The organism is Actinoplanes sp. NPDC048796, assembly GCF_040650035.1.
Lineage (GTDB): Bacteria > Actinomycetota > Actinomycetes > Mycobacteriales > Micromonosporaceae > Actinoplanes.
On record NZ_JBEZGO010000001.1, the window covers coordinates 737624 to 762399 of the forward strand.

General features: G+C 70.5%; 20 protein-coding genes. 4 read left to right on the forward strand and 16 right to left on the reverse strand.

The window, feature by feature from the left end:
• The first annotated feature begins 5 nt into the window (after nt 1-5).
• Entirely contained in the window at nt 6-386 is a 381-nt protein-coding gene (locus AB0C26_RS03490; protein WP_360240850.1) for a hypothetical protein, read from the forward strand.
• Complete coding sequence (locus tag AB0C26_RS03495) at nt 383-1801, forward strand: caspase family protein (RefSeq protein WP_360240853.1); 1419 nt, start codon at nt 383-385, stop codon at nt 1799-1801. Before AB0C26_RS03490 ends, AB0C26_RS03495 begins: the two co-directional genes overlap by 4 nt.
• A 504-nt stretch (nt 1802-2305) precedes the next feature.
• On the opposite strand, the gene dinB is transcribed toward AB0C26_RS03495, so the two are convergent.
• On the reverse strand, nt 2306-3481 hold the full coding sequence (dinB, locus tag AB0C26_RS03500) for a DNA polymerase IV (protein WP_360240856.1): 1176 nt from the start codon (nt 3479-3481) through the stop codon (nt 2306-2308).
• A 217-nt stretch (nt 3482-3698) separates the two neighbouring features.
• Here dinB and AB0C26_RS03505 point away from each other — a divergent pair, with 217 nt between their 5' ends.
• Nucleotides 3699-4100, forward strand: coding sequence for an Hsp20/alpha crystallin family protein (locus AB0C26_RS03505; protein ID WP_360240859.1), 402 nt, complete (start codon nt 3699-3701; stop codon nt 4098-4100).
• A gap of 36 nt (nt 4101-4136) precedes the next feature.
• On the opposite strand, the gene AB0C26_RS03510 is transcribed toward AB0C26_RS03505, so the two are convergent.
• The 8 genes from AB0C26_RS03510 to AB0C26_RS03545 all read right to left on the reverse strand — a co-directional run bounded on the left by AB0C26_RS03510 (nt 4137) and on the right by AB0C26_RS03545 (nt 13999).
• The gene (locus AB0C26_RS03510) at nt 4137-4700 is read right to left on the reverse strand and encodes a carbohydrate-binding protein (protein WP_360240862.1); all 564 of its coding nucleotides are present in this window, start codon (nt 4698-4700) and stop codon (nt 4137-4139) included.
• A 226-nt stretch (nt 4701-4926) separates the two neighbouring features.
• Nucleotides 4927-5985, reverse strand: coding sequence for an oligopeptide/dipeptide ABC transporter ATP-binding protein (locus AB0C26_RS03515; protein ID WP_360240865.1), 1059 nt, complete (start codon nt 5983-5985; stop codon nt 4927-4929).
• Nucleotides 5986-5999: 14 nt separating this feature from the next.
• A complete protein-coding gene (locus AB0C26_RS03520; RefSeq protein WP_360240868.1) occupies nt 6000-7088 on the reverse strand; it encodes an ABC transporter ATP-binding protein in 1089 nt (362 codons plus the stop codon).
• Between the two features lie 46 nt (nt 7089-7134).
• A complete protein-coding gene (locus AB0C26_RS03525) occupies nt 7135-8133 on the reverse strand; it encodes an ABC transporter permease (RefSeq protein ID WP_360240871.1) in 999 nt (332 codons plus the stop codon).
• Between the two features lie 114 nt (nt 8134-8247).
• Complete coding sequence (locus tag AB0C26_RS03530) at nt 8248-9999, reverse strand: ABC transporter substrate-binding protein (RefSeq protein ID WP_360240874.1); 1752 nt, start codon at nt 9997-9999, stop codon at nt 8248-8250.
• A gap of 31 nt (nt 10000-10030) precedes the next feature.
• Nucleotides 10031-11056: an ABC transporter permease gene (locus tag AB0C26_RS03535; protein WP_360240877.1), complete on the reverse strand. Its 1026-nt coding sequence runs from the start codon at nt 11054-11056 to the stop codon at nt 10031-10033.
• 588 nt (nt 11057-11644) lie between these two features.
• Nucleotides 11645-12559, reverse strand: coding sequence for a TIGR03619 family F420-dependent LLM class oxidoreductase (locus tag AB0C26_RS03540; RefSeq protein ID WP_360240880.1), 915 nt, complete (start codon nt 12557-12559; stop codon nt 11645-11647).
• A 9-nt stretch (nt 12560-12568) separates the two neighbouring features.
• The gene (locus AB0C26_RS03545) at nt 12569-13999 is read right to left on the reverse strand and encodes an Hsp70 family protein (protein WP_360240883.1); all 1431 of its coding nucleotides are present in this window, start codon (nt 13997-13999) and stop codon (nt 12569-12571) included.
• 114 nt (nt 14000-14113) lie between these two features.
• Between AB0C26_RS03545 and AB0C26_RS03550 the strand changes: the two genes are divergently transcribed.
• Nucleotides 14114-15016: a GNAT family N-acetyltransferase gene (locus AB0C26_RS03550; protein WP_360240886.1), complete on the forward strand. Its 903-nt coding sequence runs from the start codon at nt 14114-14116 to the stop codon at nt 15014-15016.
• Here AB0C26_RS03550 and AB0C26_RS03555 read toward each other — a convergent pair.
• From AB0C26_RS03555 to cobN, 7 genes are all read right to left on the reverse strand, one after another.
• Nucleotides 15013-15687 carry a DUF6766 family protein gene (locus tag AB0C26_RS03555; RefSeq protein ID WP_360240889.1) on the reverse strand — a complete coding sequence of 225 codons (675 nt, stop codon included), beginning with the start codon at nt 15685-15687 and terminating at the stop codon, nt 15013-15015. The genes AB0C26_RS03550 and AB0C26_RS03555 overlap by 4 nt on opposite strands.
• A gap of 81 nt (nt 15688-15768) precedes the next feature.
• Nucleotides 15769-16122 carry a hypothetical protein gene (locus tag AB0C26_RS03560; RefSeq protein ID WP_360240892.1) on the reverse strand — a complete coding sequence of 118 codons (354 nt, stop codon included), beginning with the start codon at nt 16120-16122 and terminating at the stop codon, nt 15769-15771.
• Nucleotides 16123-16209: 87 nt separating this feature from the next.
• Nucleotides 16210-16941 carry a tetratricopeptide repeat protein gene (locus AB0C26_RS03565; protein WP_360240895.1) on the reverse strand — a complete coding sequence of 244 codons (732 nt, stop codon included), beginning with the start codon at nt 16939-16941 and terminating at the stop codon, nt 16210-16212.
• 35 nt (nt 16942-16976) lie between these two features.
• Nucleotides 16977-18002, reverse strand: coding sequence for a LacI family DNA-binding transcriptional regulator (locus tag AB0C26_RS03570; protein WP_360240898.1), 1026 nt, complete (start codon nt 18000-18002; stop codon nt 16977-16979).
• A 29-nt stretch (nt 18003-18031) separates the two neighbouring features.
• The gene (locus AB0C26_RS03575) at nt 18032-19279 is read right to left on the reverse strand and encodes a DUF1996 domain-containing protein (RefSeq protein WP_360240901.1); all 1248 of its coding nucleotides are present in this window, start codon (nt 19277-19279) and stop codon (nt 18032-18034) included.
• Nucleotides 19276-20973 carry a discoidin domain-containing protein gene (locus AB0C26_RS03580; protein ID WP_360240904.1) on the reverse strand — a complete coding sequence of 566 codons (1698 nt, stop codon included), beginning with the start codon at nt 20971-20973 and terminating at the stop codon, nt 19276-19278. Before AB0C26_RS03580 ends, AB0C26_RS03575 begins: the two co-directional genes overlap by 4 nt.
• 198 nt (nt 20974-21171) lie before the next feature.
• Entirely contained in the window at nt 21172-24732 is a 3561-nt protein-coding gene (gene cobN / locus AB0C26_RS03585) for a cobaltochelatase subunit CobN (protein ID WP_360240907.1), read from the reverse strand.
• Nucleotides 24733-24776: the final 44 nt, after the last annotated feature.

Consider the following 24776-nt stretch of genomic DNA (forward strand, 5'->3'; position numbering starts at 1 on the left):
ACGCCGTGACTGACGACCTGCGGCTCTACCTGGCCGAGGAGGGCGCCGACGCCGAGCGGCTCGACCTGCTCACCGGCCAGGTCCGTGACCAGATCGGCCTGCTCGACGTGGACGATGTGCGCCGGCTCACCTCGGCCGAGGCGCCACCGGCCGGGGCCCGGGCCATCGACGTCGGCGCGGTCGGCGCGCTGCTGGTGATGCTCGGCAATTCGGCCACCGGGCTCAAGGAGGTCGTCTCGGTGGTCCGCGGCTGGCTCGGGCACGGCGACGGCACCCGCCGGACCGTGCGGCTGGAGCTGGGCGGGGACGTGCTCGAGATCTCCGAGGCGAGCGAGGCCGAACAGCAGCGGCTCATCGAGCTGTTCGTGCGGCGGCACGAGCCATGAGCCGCAAGGCCCTCATCGTCGCCAACGACTCGTACGAGCACGAGGGTTTCCGCCGTCTGCTCGCGCCGGCCGCCGACGCCTCGGCTCTCGCCCACGTGCTGGGAGACCCCAACATCGGCGATTTCGACGTACGGGTCGTGAGCAACGAACCGGCCTACGTGATCCAGGAGCGCATCGAGGACCTGTTCGCCGACAGCCGCCCCGACGACGTGCTGCTGCTGCACTTCTCGTGTCACGGGCTCAAGGGGGAGTCGGGGGAACTGTTCTTCGCCACGACCAACACGCGGCCGAACCGGCTCGGCTCGACCGCCGTCTCGGCCGACTTCGTGCAGCGCTGCATGCGGTCGAGCCGGTCGCGCAGTGTCGTGCTGCTGCTGGACTGCTGTTACGGCGGGGCGTTCAGCCGCGGCGTGCGGGTGCGGGCGGCCGGCGACGTCGACGTGCTCGACAACTTCCCCGGCGGCAGCCGCGGCCGGGCGGTCATCACCGCCTCCAGCGCCATGGAGTACGCGTTCGAGGGTGACCAGCTGGCCGACGACCAGAGCCGCCCGTCGGTCTTCACCTCCGCGCTCGTGGAGGGCCTGGCCACCGGGGAGGCCGACCGGGACCAGGACGGCTGGGTCTCCCTCAACGAGCTCTACGACTACGTCTTCGACCGGGTCCGCGAGCGCACGCCGCATCAGACCCCGAGCCGCGACATCGAGATGCAGGGCGAGTTGTACGTGGCCCGCAGCCGCCGCCCGATTCCGGAGGTCCGCCCGCCGGCCGCCGACCCGGCCGAGCAGCCCGCCGCGCCCGGCCACCGCCGCCGCCTTTACGCCTGGGCGGCCGCGGGCGTGGCCGTGCTCGCCGCCGGCGCGGTGGCGTCGACGCTGCTGCTGACCGGCTCGGACGATCCGCCACCGGCCACACGGGACGGCCCGCTGCCGGCCGGCAACTTCGAGGCGGCGGCGCCCTGGCGGCTTCTGATCCGCGACAACATCCAGGGCAACGACGCCGGTTGTACGGTCACCATGGTCCACAACGACAGCGGCCAGCCCCTCCCCCTGCCGACGGCGATCTACGGCCCGATGTCGTTCCAGGTCCAGCGCGGCGGCACCTTCAACTGGTCGGTGAACGACCCCGGCTGCCTGACCACGCTGCAGTCCGGCCCGGGCAGCGCCACCCTGCCCTTCGTGCAGACCACGCTGGGCGACACCGACGCCTTCACCGCGACCGGCCCGATCACGATCGAGGTGATCGACTTCCACGGCAACAACACCTGCGACTTCACCCTGCGCGACGCCACCACCGGCCAACAGCTCGACTTCGGCACAGTCCCGAAGGGCGGCGCCCCCCTCACACTCAACCCGGGCGACACCGAAAAGGTCTACCTCTGGAACCAGTACTGCACGGCCCGGCTCACCTCGACCTAGCCGACGACAGCCTTTTGGAAGCTACTCCGCTCGCTCTGCGGGAAGGCGCGGTCTGCCCAACCCGCCAAGGGTGCCAGTTAGATTTCCCGCCCATGCCGACACGGCTGAGGAGCGACTAGGCGCTCCGGGCCGCCGCCTCGGCCCGTCCGATAGGAGCCTGATTTGGGTAGATTGTCGATGAGTTCCGCATGTAGTCACACAACCGCGAGGGCTCAGGTGTTGCTGCGAGCGGGGGGCAACTCGGCGCGGTCGGCCTCTGGGGACTGAGTGACCGAACGGTCGTCTACGCGTTCGGAACGCTGTGTTTCATCGCGGCGCTGACCACACTCGCGGCGGCGTGGGTCATGCGGCGGCAGCACGGCCGGCGGGGTCGCTCGCCGCGTCACTGACGACCGTCCTGCCAGCTGTTCGATACGGCAGCGCGTCACAGCCGAGCCGCGCCCCCGTCTCCACTGGACCGCAGTTCGAAAGCGTCGGAATATCCGCGCCGGGACGACGAACCGCCTAGTCGGGGAGGATCGGCACGGACGGGCCCAGTTGGCGGCCGATGGTGGCGGCGCGGGTCAGGGAGGATGAGCCGAAGCGGTCGTGGATCGCGTCCATGGCGACGTCGAGGCCGTCGTCGGTGGTGTCGTCGAACAGGGACGGCTGGACGTGGCCGTCGCCGTCGAGGTTGCTCACCGCTACGCCGACCAGGCTCAGGCCCCGGGTGTCGATCAGGGGGCGGGCCTCGGTGAGCAACTGCCGGGCGGTTTCGGCGATCGTACGGGTCTGCATGGTGGCCTTGAGCAGGGAGCGTGAGCGCGTCGCGCGGCCGAAGTCGTCGAAGCGCAGGCGCAGGGTGATCGTGCGGCCGGCTCGGTGGGACCGTCTCATCCGGCGGGTCACCCGGTCGACCAGCGCGTCCAGGGTCGCCTCGATCTCGGCGTACGGGCGCGGGCGGCGGCCCAGGGCGCACTGCGCCCCGATCGAGCCCCGGCGGTGACCGACCCGTACCCGCCGGGGGTCTCGGTTGTGGGCCAGCGCGTGCAGGTGCCGGCCGGCGCCGGCGCCGAGCAGGGCGATCAGCGCCGCCTCGCCGACCCGGGCCACGTGGCCGACCGTCTCGATGTGGTGCTCGCGCAGCTTGGCCGAGGTGACCGGGCCGACGCCCCACAGCCGCTCGACCGGCAGCGGGTGCAGGAAGGCCACCTCGCCGCCGGCCGGCACCTCGAGCAGCCCGTCCGGTTTGCCGACGGCGCTGGCCACCTTGGCCAGGAACTTCGTGCCGGCGATGCCGACCGTGATGGGCAGGCCGACCCGCTCCCGAACCTCGGACCGCAGCCGGGCGGCGATCTCGCGCGGGGTGCCGCTGACCCGCCGCAGCCCGCTCACGTCGAGGAACGCCTCGTCGATCGAGATGCCCTCGACCAGCGGCGTCGTGTCTCGGAAGATCGCGAAGACGGCCTTGCTGGCGGCCGAGTACGCGCTCATCCGTGGCGGCACGACGATCGCATCGGGGCAGAGTGCCCGCGCCTGGCTCACGCCCATCGGCGTACGGACGCCCCGGGCTTTGGCCTCGTAGCTGGCGGCCAGCACTACGCCGCCGCCGACCAGCACGGGCCGGCCGCGCAGGGCCGGGTCGTCGCGCTGCTCGACCGACGCGTAGAAGGCGTCCAGGTCGGCGTGCAGAATGGCCACGCGACGAGCATAGAACACATGTTCGAATACGTCACTGTCCGTACCGGAATTCGCGCCTATTCGCGCGCCGGACAACGGAATGTAACGAAGCTTTACGTCGGATCGTGACGCCGGTCATGTCCGTCACGGAATTCCACGACAAGAATCTCTGTTGTCGCAATCAGACTTGAGCGCACCACGCTCAACCTAAGTGAGAGTTCCGCTGGAGGAACCACCCATGTTGCTCAGTAGCGCGACGGTTCGTGACCTGGACCGGCTCACCGCTCGCGTGTTCGACACTGCCACCCGCAGCTCCGGCGCGCGCCTCGATGCCTACCGCATCGACGACCACTTCTACATCGACATCGACCTGCCCGGCGTCGACCCGGCCGGGATCGACATCACCGTCGACCACAACGTCCTGACCGTCCGCGCCGAGCGCAAGCGCCGCGCCGAGGGCGAGGACGCCGAGGTGATCGTCACCGAGCGCCCGGACGGCCCCGTCAGCCGCCAGGTGTTCCTGTCCGACACGCTCGACACCGACCGGCTGGAGGCCCGCTACGAGCAGGGCGTCCTGATCCTCGACATCCCCGTCGCGGAGAAGGCGCGGCCGCGCAAGGTAGCGGTCGCCGTCGCCTGACGAGACGCCGAAGGCCCCGCTTCCCGCGGGGCCTTTTCAGTGCCCGAACAGCAGCCAGTTCACGTTCAGGAACTCGCTGCCGTCGTCCCGGGCGAACACCAGGAAGATCGTGTGCTTCCCGGTGGTCGGCGTGAGGGTCACTTCGTCGGTACGCCAGGTCTGCCAGCCGCCGGTGCGGGTCACCCGCATGGTGCCGATCACGGGACCGTCCGCGCTGTCCAGCCGGATCTCCATGCGGCCGCCGTCCTGGGCGTCGGTGGCCACCCGCACGTCGACCTTGGTCGCCGGTACCTCACCGAACTCGAAGTCGTCGAAGCGCAGCCGGTCCCCGTTGGCGATCCAGCCGACGTTCTGCCCGCCGCCCTGATCCTCGGTGTCCTGCGCCTCGATGCCCACCTTCTCATCGGCCGCCTCGGCCTGAAGCGTCGGATAGACCCTCGGTGTCGGCGGCGGACTCGTGGTGGGCACCGGCTCCTCAGCCGCCGCCGAAGCGTCCTGCGAAGCGGACGCCGCCACAGTCGGCGCCGGCGGCAGCGCGACGGCCGGCGCCGGCGAGTCCTGCCAGCGCCCGATCAGATAGCCGGCGAGCAGGAGCCCCACCGCCGCCAGCCCGAACAGCGCCCGCTGCCGCCACCGATGCGCCCGCGTCCGGTAGACCGTGCTGCCCCCGCCGGACCCCTCAGGGGGCGGAGGAGGAGACGCCGGCAAAGGTGACGTAGGCGCGTGGAACGGCCCAGCCGACGCCGGCGGGTAAGGCGGCCCAGCCGACGCCGGTGGGTAGGGCGGCCCAGCCGACGCCGGTGGGTAGGGCGGAGCGGACAACGGGTCAGACCACCTCGGCGATGATCGACTCGGCCGGCGGCTCGGCGAAGTGGCAGGCCACGCGCTGGGACGGGGCCTTCTCCTCGAGGGCCGGGTCCTTGGTGGCGCAGATGTCCTGCGCCTTCCAGCAGCGGGTCCGGAAGCGGCAGCCCGACGGCGGGTCGACCGGGCTGGGCACGTCGCCGACCAGGCGGATCCGGTTCTTCGGGGGCACGCCGCGGACCACCGCGATGTCCGGCACGGCCGAGAGCAGCGCTTGCGTGTACGGGTGCTGCGGCGCCTCGTAGAGCTGGTTGCGCGGCGCCTCCTCGACCACCCGGCCGAGGTACATGACCGCGACCCGGTCGCAGAAGTGCCGGACCACGCCGAGGTCGTGCGCGATGAACACGAACGCGATGCCGAGCTCCTTGCGGAGGTTCTCCAACAGGTTCATCACCTGGGCCTGGATCGACACGTCGAGCGCCGAGACCGGCTCGTCGGCGACGATGATCTTCGGGCGGGCCGCCAGCGCGCGAGCGATGCCGATGCGCTGGCGCTGGCCGCCGGAGAACTCGTGCGGGTAGCGGTTGTAGTGCTCGGGGTTGAGGCCGACCAGTTCGAGCAGCTCCTGCACGCGGCCGAGCTCGCCCTTCTTGTCGACCATGTCGTGGGTGCGCAGCGCCGTGCCGACGATCGTGCCGACCGTGTGGCGCGGGTTGAGCGAGGAGTACGGGTCCTGGAAGATCAGCTGGATCTCGCGCCGGTAGGGGCGCAGCCGCCGCTCGTTCATGTGCGCGATGTCGACGCCCTGGTAGCGGATCTCGCCGCCGGTCGGCTCGAGCAGCCGGGTGATCAGCCGGGCCGTGGTCGACTTGCCGCAGCCGGACTCGCCGACCAGGCCCAGCGTCTCGCCCGGCTTGATGGTGAGGTTGACCCCGTCGACGGCCTGGACCCACTTCGTACCGCGGGCGAAGAAGCCGTCGCCCTTGGTCTTGAAGTGCATCTTGACGTTGTCGAGCTCGAGCAACGGCGCACCCGGAACCGTCTTGACGCCGGTGTTCTCGGTGGTGGTGGCAGTGGTCATGGTGACGGTCCCTCTTACGGCAGCCGGGGCAGGACGTCGGTCTCGAAGACCTTGTCGGGGTCTTTCAGGTGGCACCGCGAGGTGCGGCCCAGATCCGCCGTCCGCGAGATCAGCTCGGGCCTCAGGGTGCGGCACAGGTCGTCCGGCACCCGGTCCTTGAACTCGCACCGGGGGTGGAACGGGCAGCCGCTGGGCACCGCGAGCAGGCTGGGCGGCGAGCCGGGGATCGGGTGCAGCGGGGCCGGCTCACCGGTCAGCGCCGGGATGCTCTCCAGCAGACCCCAGGAGTACGGGTGCAGCGGCTCGCCCAGGATCTTCTTGACCGGTCCGTGCTCGACGGCCGTTCCGGCGTACATGACCAGGATGTCGTCGGCCACCTCGGCCACGACGCCGAGATCGTGGGTGATGAAGACGACGGCGGAGCCGAAGTCGCGCTGGAGGTCGGCGATGAGGTCGAGGATCTGCGCCTGCACCGTCACGTCGAGCGCGGTCGTCGGCTCGTCCGCGATCAGCAGCTTCGGGTCGTTGACCAGCGCCATGGCGATCATCGCGCGCTGGCGCATACCGCCGGAGAACTCGTGCGGGTACTGGTCGACGCGGCGGCGCGGGTTGGGGATGCCGACCCGGCCGAGCATGTCGACCGCGCGCTCCTTGGCCTTGCGCTTGCTGACGCTGTGGTGCGCCCGGTACGACTCCATGATCTGGTCGCCGACCGTGAAGTACGGGTGGAGCGAGGACTGCGGGTCCTGGAAGATCATCGAGGCGTCGCCGCCGCGGTATTTCTCCAGCTCCTTTTCGTTCATACCGACCACCTCGCGGCCGCCGACCTTGATCGAGCCGGTGATCCGGGCGACCCGGCGGTCGTGCAGGCCGAGCACGGCCATGCTGGAGACGCTCTTGCCGGAGCCGGACTCGCCGACGATGGCCAGCGTGCGGCGCAGCGGAACCGAGTAGCTCAGGCCCTGAACGGCCTTGACCAGTCCGTCGGCCGTCGGGAACTGCACGTGGAGATCGCTGACCTCGAGGTACGGCTCCTCGTTGGTCCCGGGGGTGCGGTCAACGCGGGTCACCGTGGAGGGGCCCGGGATCGTCTGGTCGCTCATACTGCCGCCTTCGTGCTGCGGGGTGGGGAAACGGGGCGGTTCGGGATCATCCGAGCCGGACCCGGGGGTCGAGGAAGGTGTAGGCGATGTCCACCACGAGGTTCATCACCACAAGTACCACGGAGCCGACCAGGACGCCGCCCAGCAGGACCGGCAGGTCGTACTGGCCGAAGGCCCGCAGCGTGAGCTGGCCGAGGCCGGGCAGGCCGAAGATGCTCTCGGTGAAGATGGCGCCGGTGAGCTGGAACGCCAGGTCGATACCGAAGATCGTGACGACCGGGGTCAGTCCGGCGCGCAGGCCGTGCCGGTAGACGACGCGGCGGCGGCTGATGCCCTTGGAGGTGGCGGTACGGACGTAGTCCTGGCCCAGCGTCTCGATCATGGAGGCCCGGGAGTAGCGGGTGTACGCGGCCGCGTTCGTCAGGCCCACGCACAGCCAGGCCGCGAGTAGTCCGCTGGCCCAGGCCCAGGGGTTCTGCAGGAACGGGGTGTATCCCGATTGCGGCAGGAAGGTCGCGTAGAGGGCGACCAGCAGAGCGACCACGAAGTACGGGATCGACTGGATGAACAGCGTCGTGCCGACGACCGCCTTGTCCAGCGACGTTCCGCGTACCTGGGCGGCGATCGTGCCGGCCAGAATGCCCACGACGAGATAGACGACGGCACCACCGAGGACGATCGAGACGGTGACCGGGAGCGCCTGCGCCAGCAGCTTGGTGACCGGCTGGCCCAGCGTGTACGAGTAGCCCAGGCACGGGGCGGAGCAGTGCTGCGTCGTACCGCCGGCCTCGTAGTCGCGACCGACGACGATGCCCTTCATGTACGAGCCGATCTGCTGCAGCGGAGGCTCGTCGAGGCCGAGGCTCGACTCGATGTCGGCGACCCGCTCGGGCGTGCATCGGGGTCCACAGATGACACCGGCGGGGTCGGTCGGCGCCAGGAAGAACAACGCGAAGCTGGCCACCAGCGTCACGATCACGACGGAGATCGCGCTCAGGACGCGTTTAAGGATGTACAGCAGCACCGCTTGCTCCTCTTTCGTCACGGCGCCGGGTTGGTGTTCCCGGAGATCGTTCTTACGCCCGGGGTGGCCCGTCCGCCGGATGAGCGGACCGGACCACCCCGGGATGAAGCTAGTTCTTACTGTTCAGAGCGGAATTCAGCTCTTGAGGTACATGTTGCCGAAGTTCGGCACGCCCATCGTGGGGTCGCCGGTCGTGTTGCCGACGTTCTTGCCCTTGATGACGGCCATCTTGTCGTAGTACCACGGGATCGCGATGTACTTCTCCAGGATCTCCTTGTCCAGAGCGGCCCACTTCGGGGTCGACTGGTCGGCGGGGAGGTTGGCCACGTCGTTGATCTTCTTGTCGAGTTCCTTGTCGCTGAGCATGCCCCAGCTCTGGCCCTCGGCGATGCTCTGCGAGCGGAAGAGGACCGGGAACCACGAACCGCCGGACGGCCAGTCCGAGCACCAACCGGCCGGGCTCTGGCCGATGTTGACCGGGGCGTCGTAGTCGCCGGTCTTGGTCCGCAGGTCCGCGGTGGCGACACCGATCGGCTTGGCCTTGAAGCCGGCCTTCGTCAGCGCGTCGACGACGACCTGGGTGCGCTGCTGCGGGATCGGCTTGGTGTTGTCGAAGTACCAGCTGACCTCGAAGCCGACCTTGCCGGCGGCCTCCAGCATCGCCTTGGCCGCGGCCGGGTCACCGGGGCCGGTGCCGTTCAGGTCCGGAACGGGGGCGTACTTCTCGTAACCGGGAACCGAGGGCGGCAGGATGGTGCTGGACCGCTCCGCGATGTAGTCGCTCAGACCGGCGGCCTTGTAGACGGCGTCGGCCGGCCACGCCTTGGCGATCGCCTTGCGGACCTCGAGCGGAATCTTGCGGCTGTCCAACTGGAACACGCGGTTGCAGGGGCTCTCACCCTGAACGAGCTGCTCCTTCTTGTCCCCGGTCAACTGCGGGATCAGCGTCGCGTCGACGTTGTCGTAGTTGATCGAGTTGGCGTCCTCGGTGCCAGCGCTGTTGAGGATGGCCTGCTGCGCCTTGACCGCGTCGACGCCCCACTTGAAGCTGTAGCCGTCGACGTACTGGTGACGGGCGGGGTCGGTGTTCGCGTCCCAGTTCGTGTTCTTCTCCAGGACCAGCGAGGTGCCGGCCTGGTAGCTCTTGAACTTGTACGGGCCGGTCGACAGCGGGTGGTTCTTGTACTCCTGCTTGGTGTCCTTCGCCTTGGGGATCGGCGTGAACATCGGGAAGGTCATGAAGAACGGCAGGTCCTGGAACGGCGTGGCCAGGTGGACGATCAGGGTGTCGGTGCCCTGGGTCTCCACACCGGCGTACGTGTCGCCGTCCTTGTACGGGCCCTTGTACTTGTCGCCGTCCTTGAAGTAGCTCAGCTGGTACGTCGGGCCGTTGACGTAGATGTCGTGGGCGAAGGACCGCTTGATGGCGTACGCCAGGTCCTCGACCTTGACCTCGGTGCCGTCCTCGTACTTGATGCCGGGCTGCATCTTGAAGGTCCACGTCAGCTTGTCGGCCGACGGGGTGCCCAGGTCGGTGAGGTCCGGGACGAGCGTGGGCTTGCCGTCACGGATGTCGAACTGGGTCGGCGTGCGGAACAGGAGCTTGCCGATCTCGTTCGAGTCGACGTAGTAGATGTCCGTCGGGTCGAACGTGTTCGGCGTGACCTGCGCCTGAACGGTCAGGATGCCGCCCTTGCGCGAACCGGGGACGTCCTTCGCCGGGCCCTTCGCGCTCGGGTCGGTCGCGTTGGTCTGCGTCGAGATCTTGCCGGTGTCATTGGAAGTGCCGCCCGAGCTGTCGTTGTTCGACGACGGGCTGCTGCAGCCTGCTAGGCCAAGAGCCACAGCGGCGGTTGCCGCCACAGCGACTTTGAATCGCCTTGCCATTTCTCCTCTTCTCATACTGGGCGTCACCACGTCACCGTCGGGTGCGGGGATCGAATGCGTCACGGATCGAGTCACCGAGCAGGCTCAGCGAGAGCACCACGATCGTGATGGCCGCTACCGGGATCCACAGGTAGAGCGGATCGGCCCGGTAGAAGGTCTGTGCGTTGGCGATTGTCAGGCCCCAGGACGGCGTGGGCTCGGTGAGACCGACGCCGAGATAGGTCAGGCCCGCCTCGGTGACGATGTACGTCGGTAGAGCCAGCGACACCGAGATGACGATGGGTGCCACCAGGTTGGGCAGCAGCTCCTTGAAGAGGATCTTGCGGGTCGGCACGCCGAGCACCTTGGCCGCGGCGACGAACTCCCGCTCGCGCAGCGACAGCACCTCGCCGCGGATCAGTCGCGCGAGGCTGGCCCAGCCGAAGAAGGCGAGCACGATGATCAGTGAGTAGAACCGCGCCTGGGCCACGTCGGCGGCGGCGGCGTTCTCCGACGTGCCGACGAACAGGCTCAGCAGCACCGCCGGGACGGCGATCGCGAAGAGCAGGTACGGCAGGCTCAGGACGAAGTCGATGACCCACGAGATGATCCGGTCGAGCCAGCCGCCGACGAAGCCGGCGAGCAGGCCGACCGTCACACCGATCAGCGTGGTGATGATCGTGACCGAGCCGGCGACGATGAACGACGGCCGTGCGCCGTAGACGAACCGGGCGAACAGGTCGCGGCCCAGGCGCGGCTCGACACCGAACCAGTGCTCGCTGGTCGGGCCGATCGTCGGGTAGCCGTACTGGTCGATCAGGTCCTGGTGGAAATCGGTCGGATTCTGCCCCTCGAGCTTGGCCAGCAAGGGCGCGAAGATCGCGACCAGCACGAAGAACAGGAAGATGCTGCCGCAGATCACCGCGACCTTGTCCTTGCGCAAGCGGGACAGGGCGATCTGGGTCGGCGACTTACGCCGGGTGTTCACCTTGGCGTTGTGATCACCGGCGGGTGCGGCCATGGCATCGGTCGAGGCGCCGGTCCGGGTCAGCTCGGCTTCCTCGATCAGCGGTTCCACGCGTCGGTCACCTCCTTCGAACGACACACCTCACATGCGCCGTGCGTGAGAGGTATTCGGATGCTGCGGTTGGCAAGGTACTTCGAACTCGGCGCGTAGGAAATGAGTTGACGCATCGAATGAATAACGGCCCGCTGAAAGCAGGGGATGGCCCATGTCACATCAGGGCCAACCGGGAGTACGCCAGAAGTGCCACTTCGGTGGGCAAATCACCCGTAAAACCTCTCACGTTTGCCTCCTATGTCCGATTTGGAAAGCCAGAGGGCAATCGTACTGTTGCGCAAAGTTATGGCAGACTCGATCGGCACGCAACAGACCGCTGTTTCACGACAGTTTCGCGAGAGTGTCGATCATCAGCCTTCGTCGCCGTTCATTCCTCCGGCGAGCGAGGCCCCACGGCGCAAGATCTTCGGTACATGTGTGAAGACGGGACCGTATCGACGGTGATCCCGGCCCGCGGGACGCGGATCACCGAGTGATCTCCGTTGCCCCGGGGTCACGCCGCGTAGAGGGCGGAAAGAACCTCAGACGGAGACGACGGCCATTCCGATAACGAATCGGGTAGCCATTCGCGGGCAAATACCGGAGTTAGACGCCCGTCATCCCCGGCGCCAGGGCGGTCAGGATCTCCTCGGCCCGCTCGGCGGCCACCGCGGGGTCCGTGCCGGGCGAGCCGACGACCGGATCCCAGTTGAGGTCGTAGAAGAGCTCGGTCACGCCGGCCCGCCCGTACAACTCGGCCCCGGCCCTGATCTGCTCCCAGTCGCCGGAGAGCGGCACGGCGTCGTCGCGCTCCCCCGGGCGGACCACGCCGCGCACCACGACCCGGACCCGGTCGGGGTCGTGCCCGGCCTCCTCGGCCGCCCGCCGCACGATCTGGGTGCCCCGGGCGATCTGCTCGAAACTGGTGCGGCTGCTGCTCACCCAGCCCGCCGCGAGCCGGCCGGCCCGGCGCAGGGCGGCGTCGGCCGTGCCGCCCAGCAGCACCGGCGGCCCGCCCGGCTGCACCGGCGGCGGCGCCATCACGCTCGGCGGCACCTGGTAGAACCGGCCGTCGAACGAGGCCACCTCGTCGTTCCAGAGCGTGCGCAGCACCTCGAGGTACTCGGTCATCCGCTCGCCGCGCGGGTGCGGGCCGGAGCCGGTGGCCGTGAACTCGGGCTCGGACCAGCCGGTGCCGAGGCCCAGGTCGAACCGGCCGCCGGACAGCACGTCCAGGGTGGCCGCCTGTTTGGCCAGGTAGACCGGCGACACGTACGGAATGTTGAGCACCGCGACCCCGAGCCGGATCGACGTCGTGTGGGCGGCGGCCCAGCTCAGTGCGAGCAGCGGGTCGAGCACCCGGTGGTAGACCGGCTCCAGCCGCTGCTCCTGGCCGACCAGCAGCCGCTGGAACGCCCAGAGCCCGTGGTAGCCGAGCTCCTCGGCCCGGCGGGCGAAGCTGGTCAGCGAGGCCGGATCGGCCCAGGCCCCGGCCACCGGAGCGCCGCAACTGATCAACATCCGACAACGTTAGCCCGCCGGCCGGGCCCGCCTGTACTCGGCGGTCAGGGCCTCGCCGAGCTCGGACAGGCGGTCGTCGGGGGCGGCGGCGTGCACGGCCGCGACGAAATCGAGGTAGGCGGTGCGCAGCGGGGCGAGAAGGCCGTCGGCCGAGGGGGACGGGGCGATCAGCAGGAGGTACGCGGCGACGGCGGCCGGGCGGAAGTCGGCCGGGGTCTCGGCCGGTGGCCCGGAGAGGTCGGGCGGCCCGGTGGCCTCGGGCGGGCCGGTCGCCGAGGGGACCACCGGCGCGCCGGCCAGCTCGGCCCGCAGGCGCAGGCTGGCGCTGAGCAGGCCGACCGGCGAGCCCTCGAAGAGCTGGGCCGGCTGGTAGTCGCGGGCGACCAGGCCGGCGCCGCGGGCCATCAGCTCGTCCGGGTCGAGATCGTCGCGGATGCCGGCCGGGCCGAAGCCGAAATATCCGGCCAGCCGCTCCCGGACCACGGGGATCCGCGACGAGCCGCCGGCCGGCACCACCTGGTCGATGTCGCCCCAGCCGACGCCGTGCGCGGTGTGTGCGGCCGCGATCGCCTCGGTGAGCAGGTCGAGCGAGCGCTGCACGTCCGGCTCGATCATGGCCTCGAACGCGCGCCGGGTCAGCGGCACGGCCGCGCTGACCGTGGCCGTGAGCCGGGGCAGCTCCAGGGTGGTGGTGTCGGTGACCGAGAGCTCCCGCTTGCGGATCTCGGCCTCCCAGCGGATCCGCCGGCGGATCCGGGCGTCCTGGCTGAGGTCGACGTGGTATCGCTCGCGGATCTGCCGCAGGGTGAACTCCACGATGCGCGCGTCGAAGTCGTCGCCGCCGAGCCGGGGGTCGCCGGCGCTGCCGAGGACCTCGACGGTGCCCGGCGCGATCCGCACGATCGACGCCTCGAAGGTGCCGCCGCCCAGGTCGTAGATCGCGTAGACGCCGGGGCGGTCGTCGGCGGCCAGCGCCATCGCGGCCGCCACCGGGTCCTCGACCAGGCGGCGCACGTTGAGCTGGGCCAGACCGGCCGCCTCGCGCAGGGCGCGCCGCTGAGCCTCGCCGGCGGCGGCGCACACGGTGATCACGGCGTCGTGCACGGCGCCGCCGACGAACGCCTCGGCCTGCCGTTTGAGCTCGAGCAGCAGGAAGGCGCAGATCTCGCGCGGCTGATAGGAGCGGCCGCGGAACCGGACCCGGTCGCCGCTGCCGAGCTGGCGCTTGATGCCGGCGATGACCGCCTCGGGATCGGCCGCGGGCGGGACGCCGGCGACGACCTGGCCCGTCGTGTCCTGGCCGACGGCGGCGGGCATGGCGGTCGCGCCGTCGGGGCACGGCACGACGACGAGCTTGGTGCCGTCCCACACCGACACAGCACAGGAGCTGGTGCCGACGTCTATGCCGACCACGCCGTGGAAACCCGAGTCATCGGTCAAGGCCGCCCCCTGTGACCGTCGTGCTTCTGGCCGTCAAATTACCATCGGTCACGGAGCCGGAAGAACAGACCGACATCGATCCGTCGCACATCCGACGAAGGCTGGACAACAAAGATGACTATCGAACTGGTCCCGCTCACCCCGGCCGACCTCGACCGGCGGATGCCGGCCATGACCGCCCAGTTCGCGAACGCCCTGGCCGAGCACCACGGCTTCGCCGCCGAGGAGGCCCGGCGGGAATCCGAGCGGCAGACCCGCTCGATGCTGCCCGACGGCGTGGCCACCGAGGGCCAGCTGCTGTGCAAGGGCGTGGCCGGCGGCGAGGAGGTCGGCTTCCTCTGGATCTCGCTGCCCGGCACCACGTTCACGACCATGGCCTGGATCTCCGAGATCGAGGTGGCCGAGCAGCACCGTTCGAAGGGCTACGGCAGCGCCATGATCCGGGCCGGCGAGGCCGCGCTGGCCGCCCGCGGCGTCGGCCGGGTCGGCCTGCACGTCTTCGGCCACAACACCGGGGCCCGGCGCCTCTACCGCCGCCTCGGATACCGCCTGCTCACCCAGGTCCGGGCCCGCCCGGCCGGGAACCCGCCCAGTTCGGTCACGCTGGCCCCGATGACGCCCGACGAGTACCGGCGGCGCCTGGACGAGCTCATCGCCACCGACCCGATGGTGCTGGTGCGGGAATGTCCCGAGCGGGCCCGGGAGCGCGCGGCCGAGCTCGGCCCGGACGGCCTGCACACCGCGATCGCCGACGGGCGCCCGGTGGGCTGGGTCTGGATCACCAAACCGTCACCGGCGCGCCCCAGCGCCGGCACCATCCTCTACGTGTCGGTCGACGAGCCGTACCGCCGCCAGGGTCTCGGCCGTCAACTGGTGGCCGCGGCCGAGGCCACCGTCGCGAGTCACCGCGTACCCCAGATCGGGCTTTTCGTCTCGGCCTCGAGCCACGGCGCCCAGGAGTTCGCCGACCGCCTCGCCTTCCCCGTCGTCTCCGAGCAGCTGGTCAAAGACCTTTAACCCTCGACGCCGGTGGCCTCGTGCGGGGAGCCGACCGGTTTGGACTGGGAGGAGCCGCGCTGGCGCAGGAAGATGGCGAGGATGGCCATCGAGGCCACCGCCAGCAGCTCGGACTGCCAGTTCTGCAACGTACGGTTCCAGAAATCGGCCTCGAGCAGGTACTGCCCCCAGGAGACCGGGTCCTGGCGGTCGCTGAGCTGCTCCTCGTTGAACGCGGCGACGCCGGCGATCGACTGAGCCAGCCACGAGCCCAGGAAGATCAGGCCCATCACCAGGCCGAGCGAGTTGGCGAAGAGCGCGGTGCGCCAGCCGCCGGCACGGGCCCACCGGGGCGAAGCCGGCGTGGCGTACGGACCGATCTTCTGATCCTTGTCGGTCTCGCGGCCGGGCTTGTCGAGCGATTTCGACTCCGGCGAACCCTTCTGGAGCAGCCAGACCGTCAGGAGGATGAAGAGAAAGAACTGGAGGTACTCGGACTGCCAGTTCTCGGCCACGTCGACGCCGAAACTGGCCGAGGTGACGTAACGCCAGAACGCGATGTCGGGCAGGCCGGAGGCGCGCTGCGCGTCGTTGAACTGGGCCAGCCCGGCGAAGGCCTGACCGACCAGAACGATCAGGAAGAGCAGGCCGAAGACGAGCCCTATCCCGTTCTCCCGCAGAAACCTCTTCACCGGTGCAACACCCCCAGCGTGATGACGTACGCCAGGCCGGCCCCCACGATCAGGAGCAACAGGACGAAGAGCGCGCGCATGTCAGTCGCCCTCCACCGTGCAGTCGTAGGGCCGCGAGGCGCGCGGCGTGCAGCCGGCCGCGACCACCCGCCAGCCCTCCGGGAAGGCGGCCAGGAAGATCGTGTCATCGGTGAGCTTGACCTGCGCCCACTGGCCGTAGACGGAGGTCTCGACGACCGCGCCGGGCCGCGGCAGGCTCTTGTCCAGGATCGCCTCGGGGCACGGCTCGTCCTCGGCCACCGTCGTGATCGTATCGGGGGCGAGCAGCGCGCAGGCCGCCTCGCCGTCTCCGGCACCGACCGCGGCGAGCAGGCTGGTCGCCTTCCCCGCGGCCGCGTCCTCCTGGCTGCCCACGGTCGCGCAACCGCTGAGCATGGCCGCTCCCACTATCAACGCTAGGCCTCGACGTGGCACGCGGCCCAGCATGCCCCAAAAGCGCGGAAGTTAAGCATGATCCGGTCGCTATGCCCCCCGGTCGGGGAGGACCCCGGCCCGCTCGGCGTCGCGCAGGGCGTGCTCGGCCCAGCCGACCCGCTGCTCGCTGAGCCCGGCCATGCGGGCCTGGTGCACGGCCTCGCGCAGCAGCCGCAACGCCTCGGGCCGGTTGCCGGCGGCCAGCTCGGCCTCGCCCAGTGCCAGCGTGCCGGTCGCCACCCGGCGGGGGTCGCCGTAGCGCTCGCGCAGCACCTGGGACATGCGCAGGTGGCGCAGGCCCCGCTCGGTGTCGCCGGAGACGAAGACGTGGAAGAAGCCGATGTGGCGGTGCACCTCGGAGCGGACCATCTCGTCGGCGTACCGCTCGGCCAGGGTCAGCGCCTCGGTGTAGAACGGCATCGCGGTACCCCAGTCGCCGCGCAGCACCTGGTGGACCAGGCCCAGGCCGAACAGGGACTCGGCGGCGCCGGCCGGGTCGTCGGCCTCGCGCTGGATCAGCAGGGCCTCGGCGAACAGCCGCTGCTCGCCGGCCCAGTCGGCGCGGCTGAGGTCGCCGGAGATCGCGGCGAAGTGCGCGAGCATGCCGAGCCGGGTCAGCGCGGTCGCCTCGGCCACCCGGTCCCGTTGCGCGTGGGCGCGGTCGCGGGCGGCTTCGAGCATCTGGCGCGCGGGCAGAAAGTCGCCGGTCCGGAAGGTGGCCTCGAGCATGGCCTCGTTCCCGGCGGCGAGCAGCGCCCCGGCGGTCGGTTCGCTCCCCATGAGACGGTACGTTACCGGCCGAGGACGCTCTGTGGTTACCCGCTGTCGCGTACGACCAGAGTGGGGTGGAAAGTCACCGAGCGCGGCAATCGTCCGGGTGAGCTGATGTGCGCGAGCAGCACCTCGGCCATCTCGGCCGCCATCTCCTCGACCGGCTGGCGCACGGTGGTCAGCAGCGGACGGCAGTCCAGGGCCGCGCTGGAATCGTCGAAGCCGACCACCGCGACGTCCTCGGGCACCCGGCGGCCCAGGTCCTGCACCGCGCGCAGCGCACCCTCGGCCATCAGGTCGCTGGCCACGAAGAGCCCGTCGACGTCGGGGTGCTCCTCGAGCAGCCGCCGGGCCGCGGCCTCGCCGCCGGCCCGGGTGAAGTCGCCCTCGACGGCCGGCACCTCCCGCCCGGCCAGGTGGGCCCGGAAGCCCTCCAGCCGGTCGAGGCCGCTCGGGATGTCCAGCGGCCCGCTGATCGTGGCCAGCCGCGTACGGCCCAGCGACAGCAGCCGGTCGGCGGCCAGCCGCGCGCCCAGCCGCTGGTCGACGTCGACGTAGCTGACCGCGATGGGCGAGGAGGGGCGGGCCGAGACCACGGCCGGGATGCCGAGGTCGTGCACCTGGCGCGGCAGCGTGTCCTGCTCGTGGCTGCTGATCAGAAGCACACCGTCCACATGGCCCTGCCGCAGATAGCGCATCACCTGGTGGTGGTCGGTGGAGTCGGTCGGGATGACCACCAGGTGGATGTCGTGCGGGCGGAGGGCGCCGGTCGCGCCCGCGGTGACCCGGCCGAAGTACGGGTCGGTGAAGATCCGGTTGAGGAACGAGTGGTCGTCCGGCCGGTCGGGCTCGCTGATCACCAGCGCCACCGAGTTGGAGCGGCGGGTGACCAGGCTCCGGGCGGCCACGTTGGGCACGTACCCGGTCTCGGCGACGGCCCGCTGGACCACCTCCCGGATCTTGGCGTCCACGCTGGTGGCGCCGTTGATCACCCGGGACACCGTGGCCCGGGAGACGCCCGCCGCCTCGGCGACCTGATCCATGGTCGGATGGCGGGGCCGGGGTGTCATGCGCATCGTTATAACACCCCGGCCCATGCTCACGGACGCCCGTCGGTGCCGCACTTGACGATCGGGCGGATGCAGTCGTTGACCCGCCGGGCCAGCTCGTCCACCGGCCACGCGTTGAAGAAGTCACCGTGCATCGTGTAACCCGCGCCCGAGGCGAGCCGGAAGTTGGCCGGGTTGCCGTTCACCGGGTACCGCATCACCTGGCGCAGCTTCGGCACGACCACCGGGTGGCTGGCCGGGCAGGCGTTGTTCACCGGGTACGCCATGTGGCTCTTGTGATCCGGCGAGTCCAGGTTGACGCCGTCCCAGCAGTGCGGGAAGTCCAGGTAGGACTCCAGCATCGTGCCGGCCGGGCAGGTCACGAAGTTGGGCGACGAGCCCACCTCGCCCGCGTGCAGGCACGACCAGCGGGCGATGGTGTTGTCGGCCGGGCCGGTCGCCTTGGCGTTGCCGGCCACGATCCGCAACCCCAGCGGGAACGGCTGGGTCTGCGCGATCAGGTCGTCCCGCACACCCTCACCCAGGTAGTAGAAGATGCCGGTGGTCGGCTCGACCGGGGTGTCGCCGTTGTAGAGGGTCGGGATCCAGTACGACGACTTGTCGATCGACGGGTTGCAGTTGCTGTTCGCGTTGAGCAGGTCCTGCGTGGTCGTCGCCGCGTTCGTCACCTCACTGCCGAAGAAGCTGTGCATGTGCGAGGCGCCGGGCAGGTTGGGGAAGACGATCGGGTCGTCCGGCAGCCGGTGGCTGAACGGGCAGTCGGCCAGGAACTCGGCCACCCGGACGGCGCCCGGCGGGATGGTCGGCGTCGTGCTGCCGCCGCCACTGCCGTACACCTGGAACTCTGTCAACGAGACGCCCCACTGGGTCGCCCGGGCCGTCGTCTCGAGCCGCACGTAGCGGCCGCTGCCGGTGACGGTCAGCGCCTGGCGGCCGCCGGTGCCGGCGTTGGTGCTGTAGAGGGTGGTCCAGGTGGAGCCGTTGGCCGAGGCTTTGACGCTGAAGGCCCGGGCGTACGCGGACTCCCAGTTCAGCACGACCGACGAGACCGTGGCGGTGGCGCCCAGGTCGACCTGCAGCCACTGCGGGTCGCTGAACGCGCTGGACCAGCGCGTGCCGAGGTTGCCGTCGACCGCGTTCGACGCCGGGAAGGCGGCCGACTCGGTGGACGACGCGGTGACCGGCTTGCCCTGCGAGATCAGGGTGTCGGCGGCGTTCGCACCGGCGGGAATCAACAGGAGAGAAGCGGCCAGCAGGGCCGCGGCGACCCATTTCATTGGTACACCCTCACGTAGTCGACGAGCATCTGCGACGGGAACGGGGTGCTGGCGTCGATCGGGCCGGGGAAGTCGCCGCCGACGGCCAGGTTGAGGATCACGTAGAACGGGTGGTCGTAGATCCACGGGCCGCGGGTGTTCTCGACGGTCTCCTTGCTGGCGTAGAAGACCTGGTTGCCGTCGAGCAGGAAGCGCATGCCCTTGCTGTCCCACTCCACCGCCCAGACGTGGAAGTCCTGCGACAGGTCGGCCGTGGCGTACTTCTGCCCGTAGCCGCCGGCGCCGTTGTAGGCCGGCGCGTGCAGCGTGGAGTAGGCCTCGCTGGTGTTGCGGCCCAGGACCTCCATGATGTCGATCTCGCCGTTGTACGGCCACGGGCGCCCGGTGAGGAAGTCGGCGCCCATCATCCAGAACGCGGGCCACAGGCCGTTGCCCTTGGGCACCTTGACGCGGGCCTCGACCCGGCCGTACTGCACGTGGAACTTGTTGCTGGTGTTCATCCGGGCCGAGGTGTACTGGCGGCCCTGGTAGTCCTGCCGGCGGGCCTCGATGACCAGCGAACCCTGGCCGTTCATCTGCGCGTTCTCGCTGTTCGGCGTGTAGTACTGGATCTCGCCGTTCTGCGGGACGCCCGGGTCGTACGTCCACTTCGCCTGGTCGGGCTTGGCGCCGGCGGCGCCGTTGAACTCGTCGGAGAAGACCAGCCGGGTGGCCGGGAAGGTGGGGTCGGCCGGCTTGGCCGGGGGCGCCGTCGGGTTGCCGCCGGTGCCGTAGACGCTGAACTCCCACAGCGAGTAGCCGTACGGGCCGCTGCGGGCGGTGCCGTAGAGGCGCACGTACCGGCCGGTGCCGGTGGCGTTGATGACGTCCTTGAGGCCGTCACCGGTGGTGGTCGAGTAGAAGGTGGTCCAGTTGGCGTTGTCGGCCGAGGTCTGCAACTGGTAAGCCTTGCCGTAGGCGGGGTCCCACTGCAGGACGACCTGGCTGATCTGGGCGGTGGCGCCGAGGTCGACCGAGATCCAGCCGGGGTCGACCCAGCCGTTGGTGGAGCTGGTCGCCCAGCGGCTCGCGGGGTCGTTGTCGAACGCCTTGTCCGGGCTGCACGGGTTGCAGTTGACGTCGTTCTGCCAGGTGCTGGCCTGGGCCGGCTTGTTGTACGACAGCAGCCGCGTTCCCCCGGTGGGAGGCGGGGTGGTCCCGCCGTCACCCGAGTAGACCTGGAACTCCCAGAACGAGTAGCCGTACGCTTCCAGCGCCCGCTGGCTCAGGTTTATCCGGACATAGCGTGCGTTACCCGTGGCGGCGATGCTCTGCTGACCGCCGGTGCCGGTCGTCGTGGCGTACGCCTGGGTGTAGTTGCTGCCGTCGGTCGAGAACTGGATGGTGAAGGCCTTGGCGTACGCGGCCTCCCAGTTGATCGCGACCCGCGAGACGGCGGTCGTGGCGCCGAGGTCGACCTGCCACCACTGGGCGGCCGAGAACGCGCTGGCCCAGCGGGTTCCGGCGTTGCCGTCGACGGCCTCGGCGGCCTGATAGGCGCCGGCCGCCTCGCTCGAGGACGCGGTGGCGGTCTTGCCCTGCGACACCAGCACCTCGGCCGCCTGGGCGGGCTGGATGGTGGCGACGAGATAGGCGGCGAACAGGCCGACGAGGGCGGCTATTCGCAACGGTCTCACCAGGACTGGGGATGTCATGGGGCGACTCCAGAATGGGGGGATGTGTCGGAGCGATTTCCGGTGGGGGAACACCGTGTGAAAGCGCTCTTCGTGACGCCACTCTGAACCCGGGTTTCAACGCCTGTCAATGCCTGGTCGCGGGCCGGGAAGCGCTTTCTGATCTTCCCGGCCCGGATCGACGCAGGTGAACCTGTGAATGGGGTGACGGTTCCGGAACTACGCGTCCTCGAGATCGCCCTCGGTCTCGAGGTACAGCTCCTGGAGGGCGCTCAGCGTCTCGGGCGACGGCGACTCCCACAGCTTGCGCTCGGCCGCCTCCAGAAGCCGCTCGGCGATGCCGTGCAGCGCCCACGGGTTCGACTGCTGGAAGAACTTCTGGTTCTCCGGGTCGAGCACGTAGGTCGCGGCCAGCTGCTCGTACATCCAATCGGTGACCACGCCGGCCGTCGCGTCGTAGCCGAACAGGTAGTCGACGGTCGCGGCGAGCTCGAACGCCCCCTTGTAGCCGTGGCGCCGCATGGCGGCGATCCACCGCGGGTTCACCACGCGGGCCCGGAAGATCCGCGCCGTCTCCTCGGTGAGGCTGCGCGTCCGGGTGGCGTCCGGGTTGGTCGAGTCGCCGACGTACGCGGCCGGCGCCTTACCGGTCAGCGCCCGCACGGTGGCGATCATGCCGCCGTGGTACTGGAAGTAGTCGTCCGAGTCGGCGATGTCGTGCTCGCGGGTGTCGATGTTCTTGGCCGCGATGTCGATCCGCTTGTACGCGTTCTCCATGTCGTCGCGGGCCGGCACGCCGTCGAGCCCGCGCCCGTAGGCGAAGCCACCCCACACGGCGTACACCTCGGCCAGGTCCTTGTCGTCACGCCAGTTGCGGCTGTCGATCAACGGCAGGATCCCGGCGCCGTACGCCCCCGGCCGCGACCCGAAGATCCTGGTCGTGGCCCGGCGCCAGTCGCTGTGGCGCTCCTGATCGGCGAGGGCGTGCTCCCGGACGAAGTTGTCCGGCTCGTCCAGCTCGGCGATCATCCGGAAGGCGTCGTCGAGCATGGCCACGACGTGCGGGAAGGCGTCCCGGAAGAACCCGGAGATCCGCACGGTGACATCGACCCGCGGCCGGCCCAGCTCGGCCCGCGCGATCGGCTCGAGCCCGGTGACCCGCCGCGAGGCCGGGTCCCAGACCGGGCGGCAGCCGATCAGGGCCAGGATCTCGGCGATGTCGTCACCGGCGGTGCGCATGGCGCTGGTGCCCCACGCGGAGAGGCCGACCGAGCGCGGCCACTCGCCGTAGTCGGCGCGGTAACGCTGCAACAGCGACTCGGCCATGGCCTGGCCGGTCTCCCAGGCGAGCGCGCTCGGGATCGCCTTGGGGTCGACCGAGTAGAAGTTGCGCCCGGTCGGCAGCACGTTGATCAGCCCGCGCAACGGCGACCCGCTCGGCCCGGCCGGCACGTAGCCGCCGTCGAGCGCGTGCAGCAGGTTTCCCAGCTCGTCGCTCGTCCGGTCCAGCCGCGGCACGACCTCGGTGGCCGCGAACGCCAGCACGTCCCGCACCCGGCCCACGTCTGCCGCCTCGGACATTTCCGGAATGTCGGAGACGCGAGCGATGGCGGCCGCGTCGGTCGGCCAGCCCGCCTCCTCCATCGCGGTGACCAAGGCACGGGCCACCGCCTCGACACGGTCGGTCTCGGCGGTGGAGGCGTCGTCGGCCAGGCCGAGCGCCTCCCGCAGGCCGGGCAGCGCCGCCACCTGGCCGGCCCACATCTGCCGGGCCCGCAGCATGGCCAGCACCAGGTTGACCCGGGCCTCGCCGGCCGGGGCGGCGCCCAGGACGTGCAGCCCGTCGCGGATCTGCACGTCCTTGACCTCGCACAGCCACCCGTCGATGTGCAGGATGAACTCGTCGAACTCCTCGTCCTCGGGCCGGTTGGACAGGCCGAGGTCGTGGTCCATCCGGGCCGCCTGGATCAGCGTCCAGATCTGGGCCCGGATGGCCGGCAGCTTGGCCGGGTCGAGCGTCGCGATCGTCGCGTGCTCGTCGAGCAGCTGCTCCAGGCGGGCGATGTCGCCGTACGACTCGGCCCGGGCCATCGGCGGGATGAGGTGGTCGACCAGTGTGGCGTGCGCCCGCCGCTTGGCCTGGGTGCCCTCGCCCGGATCGTTGACCAGGAACGGGTAGATCAGCGGCAGGTCGCCCAGGGCGGCGTCGGTGCCGTCCGAGGCGGACATGCCCACGTTCTTGCCGGGCAGCCACTCCAGGTTGCCGTGCTTGCCGACGTGGACCACCGCGTGCGCGCCGAAGTCGTCGGCCAGCCAGCGGTAGGCGGCCAGGTAGTGATGCGAGGGCGGCAGGTCGGGGTCGTGGTAGATCGCGACCGGGTTGGCGCCGAAGCCGCGCGGCGGCTGCACCATGACCACGACGTTCTCGTCCTGCAGGGCGGCCAGCACGATGTCGCCGTTGTCCACGTAGAGCTCGCCCGGCGGCGGGCCCCAGTGCTGCTCGACCGAGGCGCGCAGGTCCTCGGGGAGGGTGGCGAACCAGGACGCGTACGCGGCGCCGGAGATCCGCACCTTGTTGCCGCTGAGCTGCTCCTCGGTGAGCCAGTCGGGGTCCTGCCCGCCGGCCGCGATGAGCGTGTGGATCAGGCCGTCGCCGTCGTACTGCCCGAAGTCGCCGATCCGGTAGCCGCGCTCCCGCATGGCCGCCAGCAGGGCGACCGTCGAGGCCGGGGTGTCCAGGCCGACCGCGTTGCCGATGCGGGAGTGCTTGGTCGGGTACGCCGACAGCATGAGCACGATCCGCCGCTCGGCCGGCGGCACGTGCCGCAGCCGGGCGTGGGCCACCGCGATGCCGGCCACCCGCAGCGCGCGCTCGGGGTCGGCCACGTAGACCGACAGCCCGTCCGGGTCGATCTCCTTGAACGAGAACGGCACCGTGATGATCCGGCCGTCGAACTCGGGGATCGCCACCTGGGTGGCCGCGTCGAGCGGGCTCAGCCCGTCGTCGCTCGCCTCCCACGCGGCCCGGCTGCTGGTCAGGCACAGCCCCTGCAGGATCGGCACGTCGAGCCCGGCCAGCACGCCCACGTCCCACGCCTCGTCGTCGCCGCCCGCGCCGACGGTCGCCGGTTTGGTGCCGCCCGCCGCGAGCACGGTCACCACCAGGGCGTCCGCCGTGCGCAGCTCGGCCAGCAGGTCGTCCGGCGCCGTACGCAGGGACGAGGTGAACAGCGGCAGCGGCCGGCCGCCCTTGGCCTCGATCGCCCGGCACAGCGCCTCGATGAAGGCCGTGTTGCCCGCCATGTGGTGGGCGCGGTAGTAGAGCACCGCCACGACCGGGCCGGTCGCGCTCGTCTCCCACGGCAGCGGCCCCCAGTCGGGCGCGGCCTGCGCCGGGGCGAACCCGTGGCCGGTCAGCAGCACCGTGTCGGAAAGGAAGTCGTGCACCGCCGCCAGGTTGTCCGCCCCACCCTGCGCCAGGTACGCGTGCGCCTCGGCGGCCACACCGGCCGGTACGGTGGACAGCTTCATCAGGTCGGCGTCGGGCGCCTGCTCACCGCCGAGCACGACCACCGGCACCGGCCCGGCCAGCAGGGCGTCGAGCCCTTCCTCCCAGGCCCGGCGCCCGCCGAGGATGCGCACCACGACGAGCTCGACGCCGTCGAGCAGGGCCGGCAGGTCGCTCACCTGGGTGCGGGCCGGGTTGGCCAGCCGCCACGCCGAGCCGCTGGCCCGGGCACTGAGCAGGTCGGTGTCGGAAGTCGACAGCAACAGGAACACACGCGCTCCCCTCGGGGTCCGCGCCCCGGGTCGTAGGATCCACG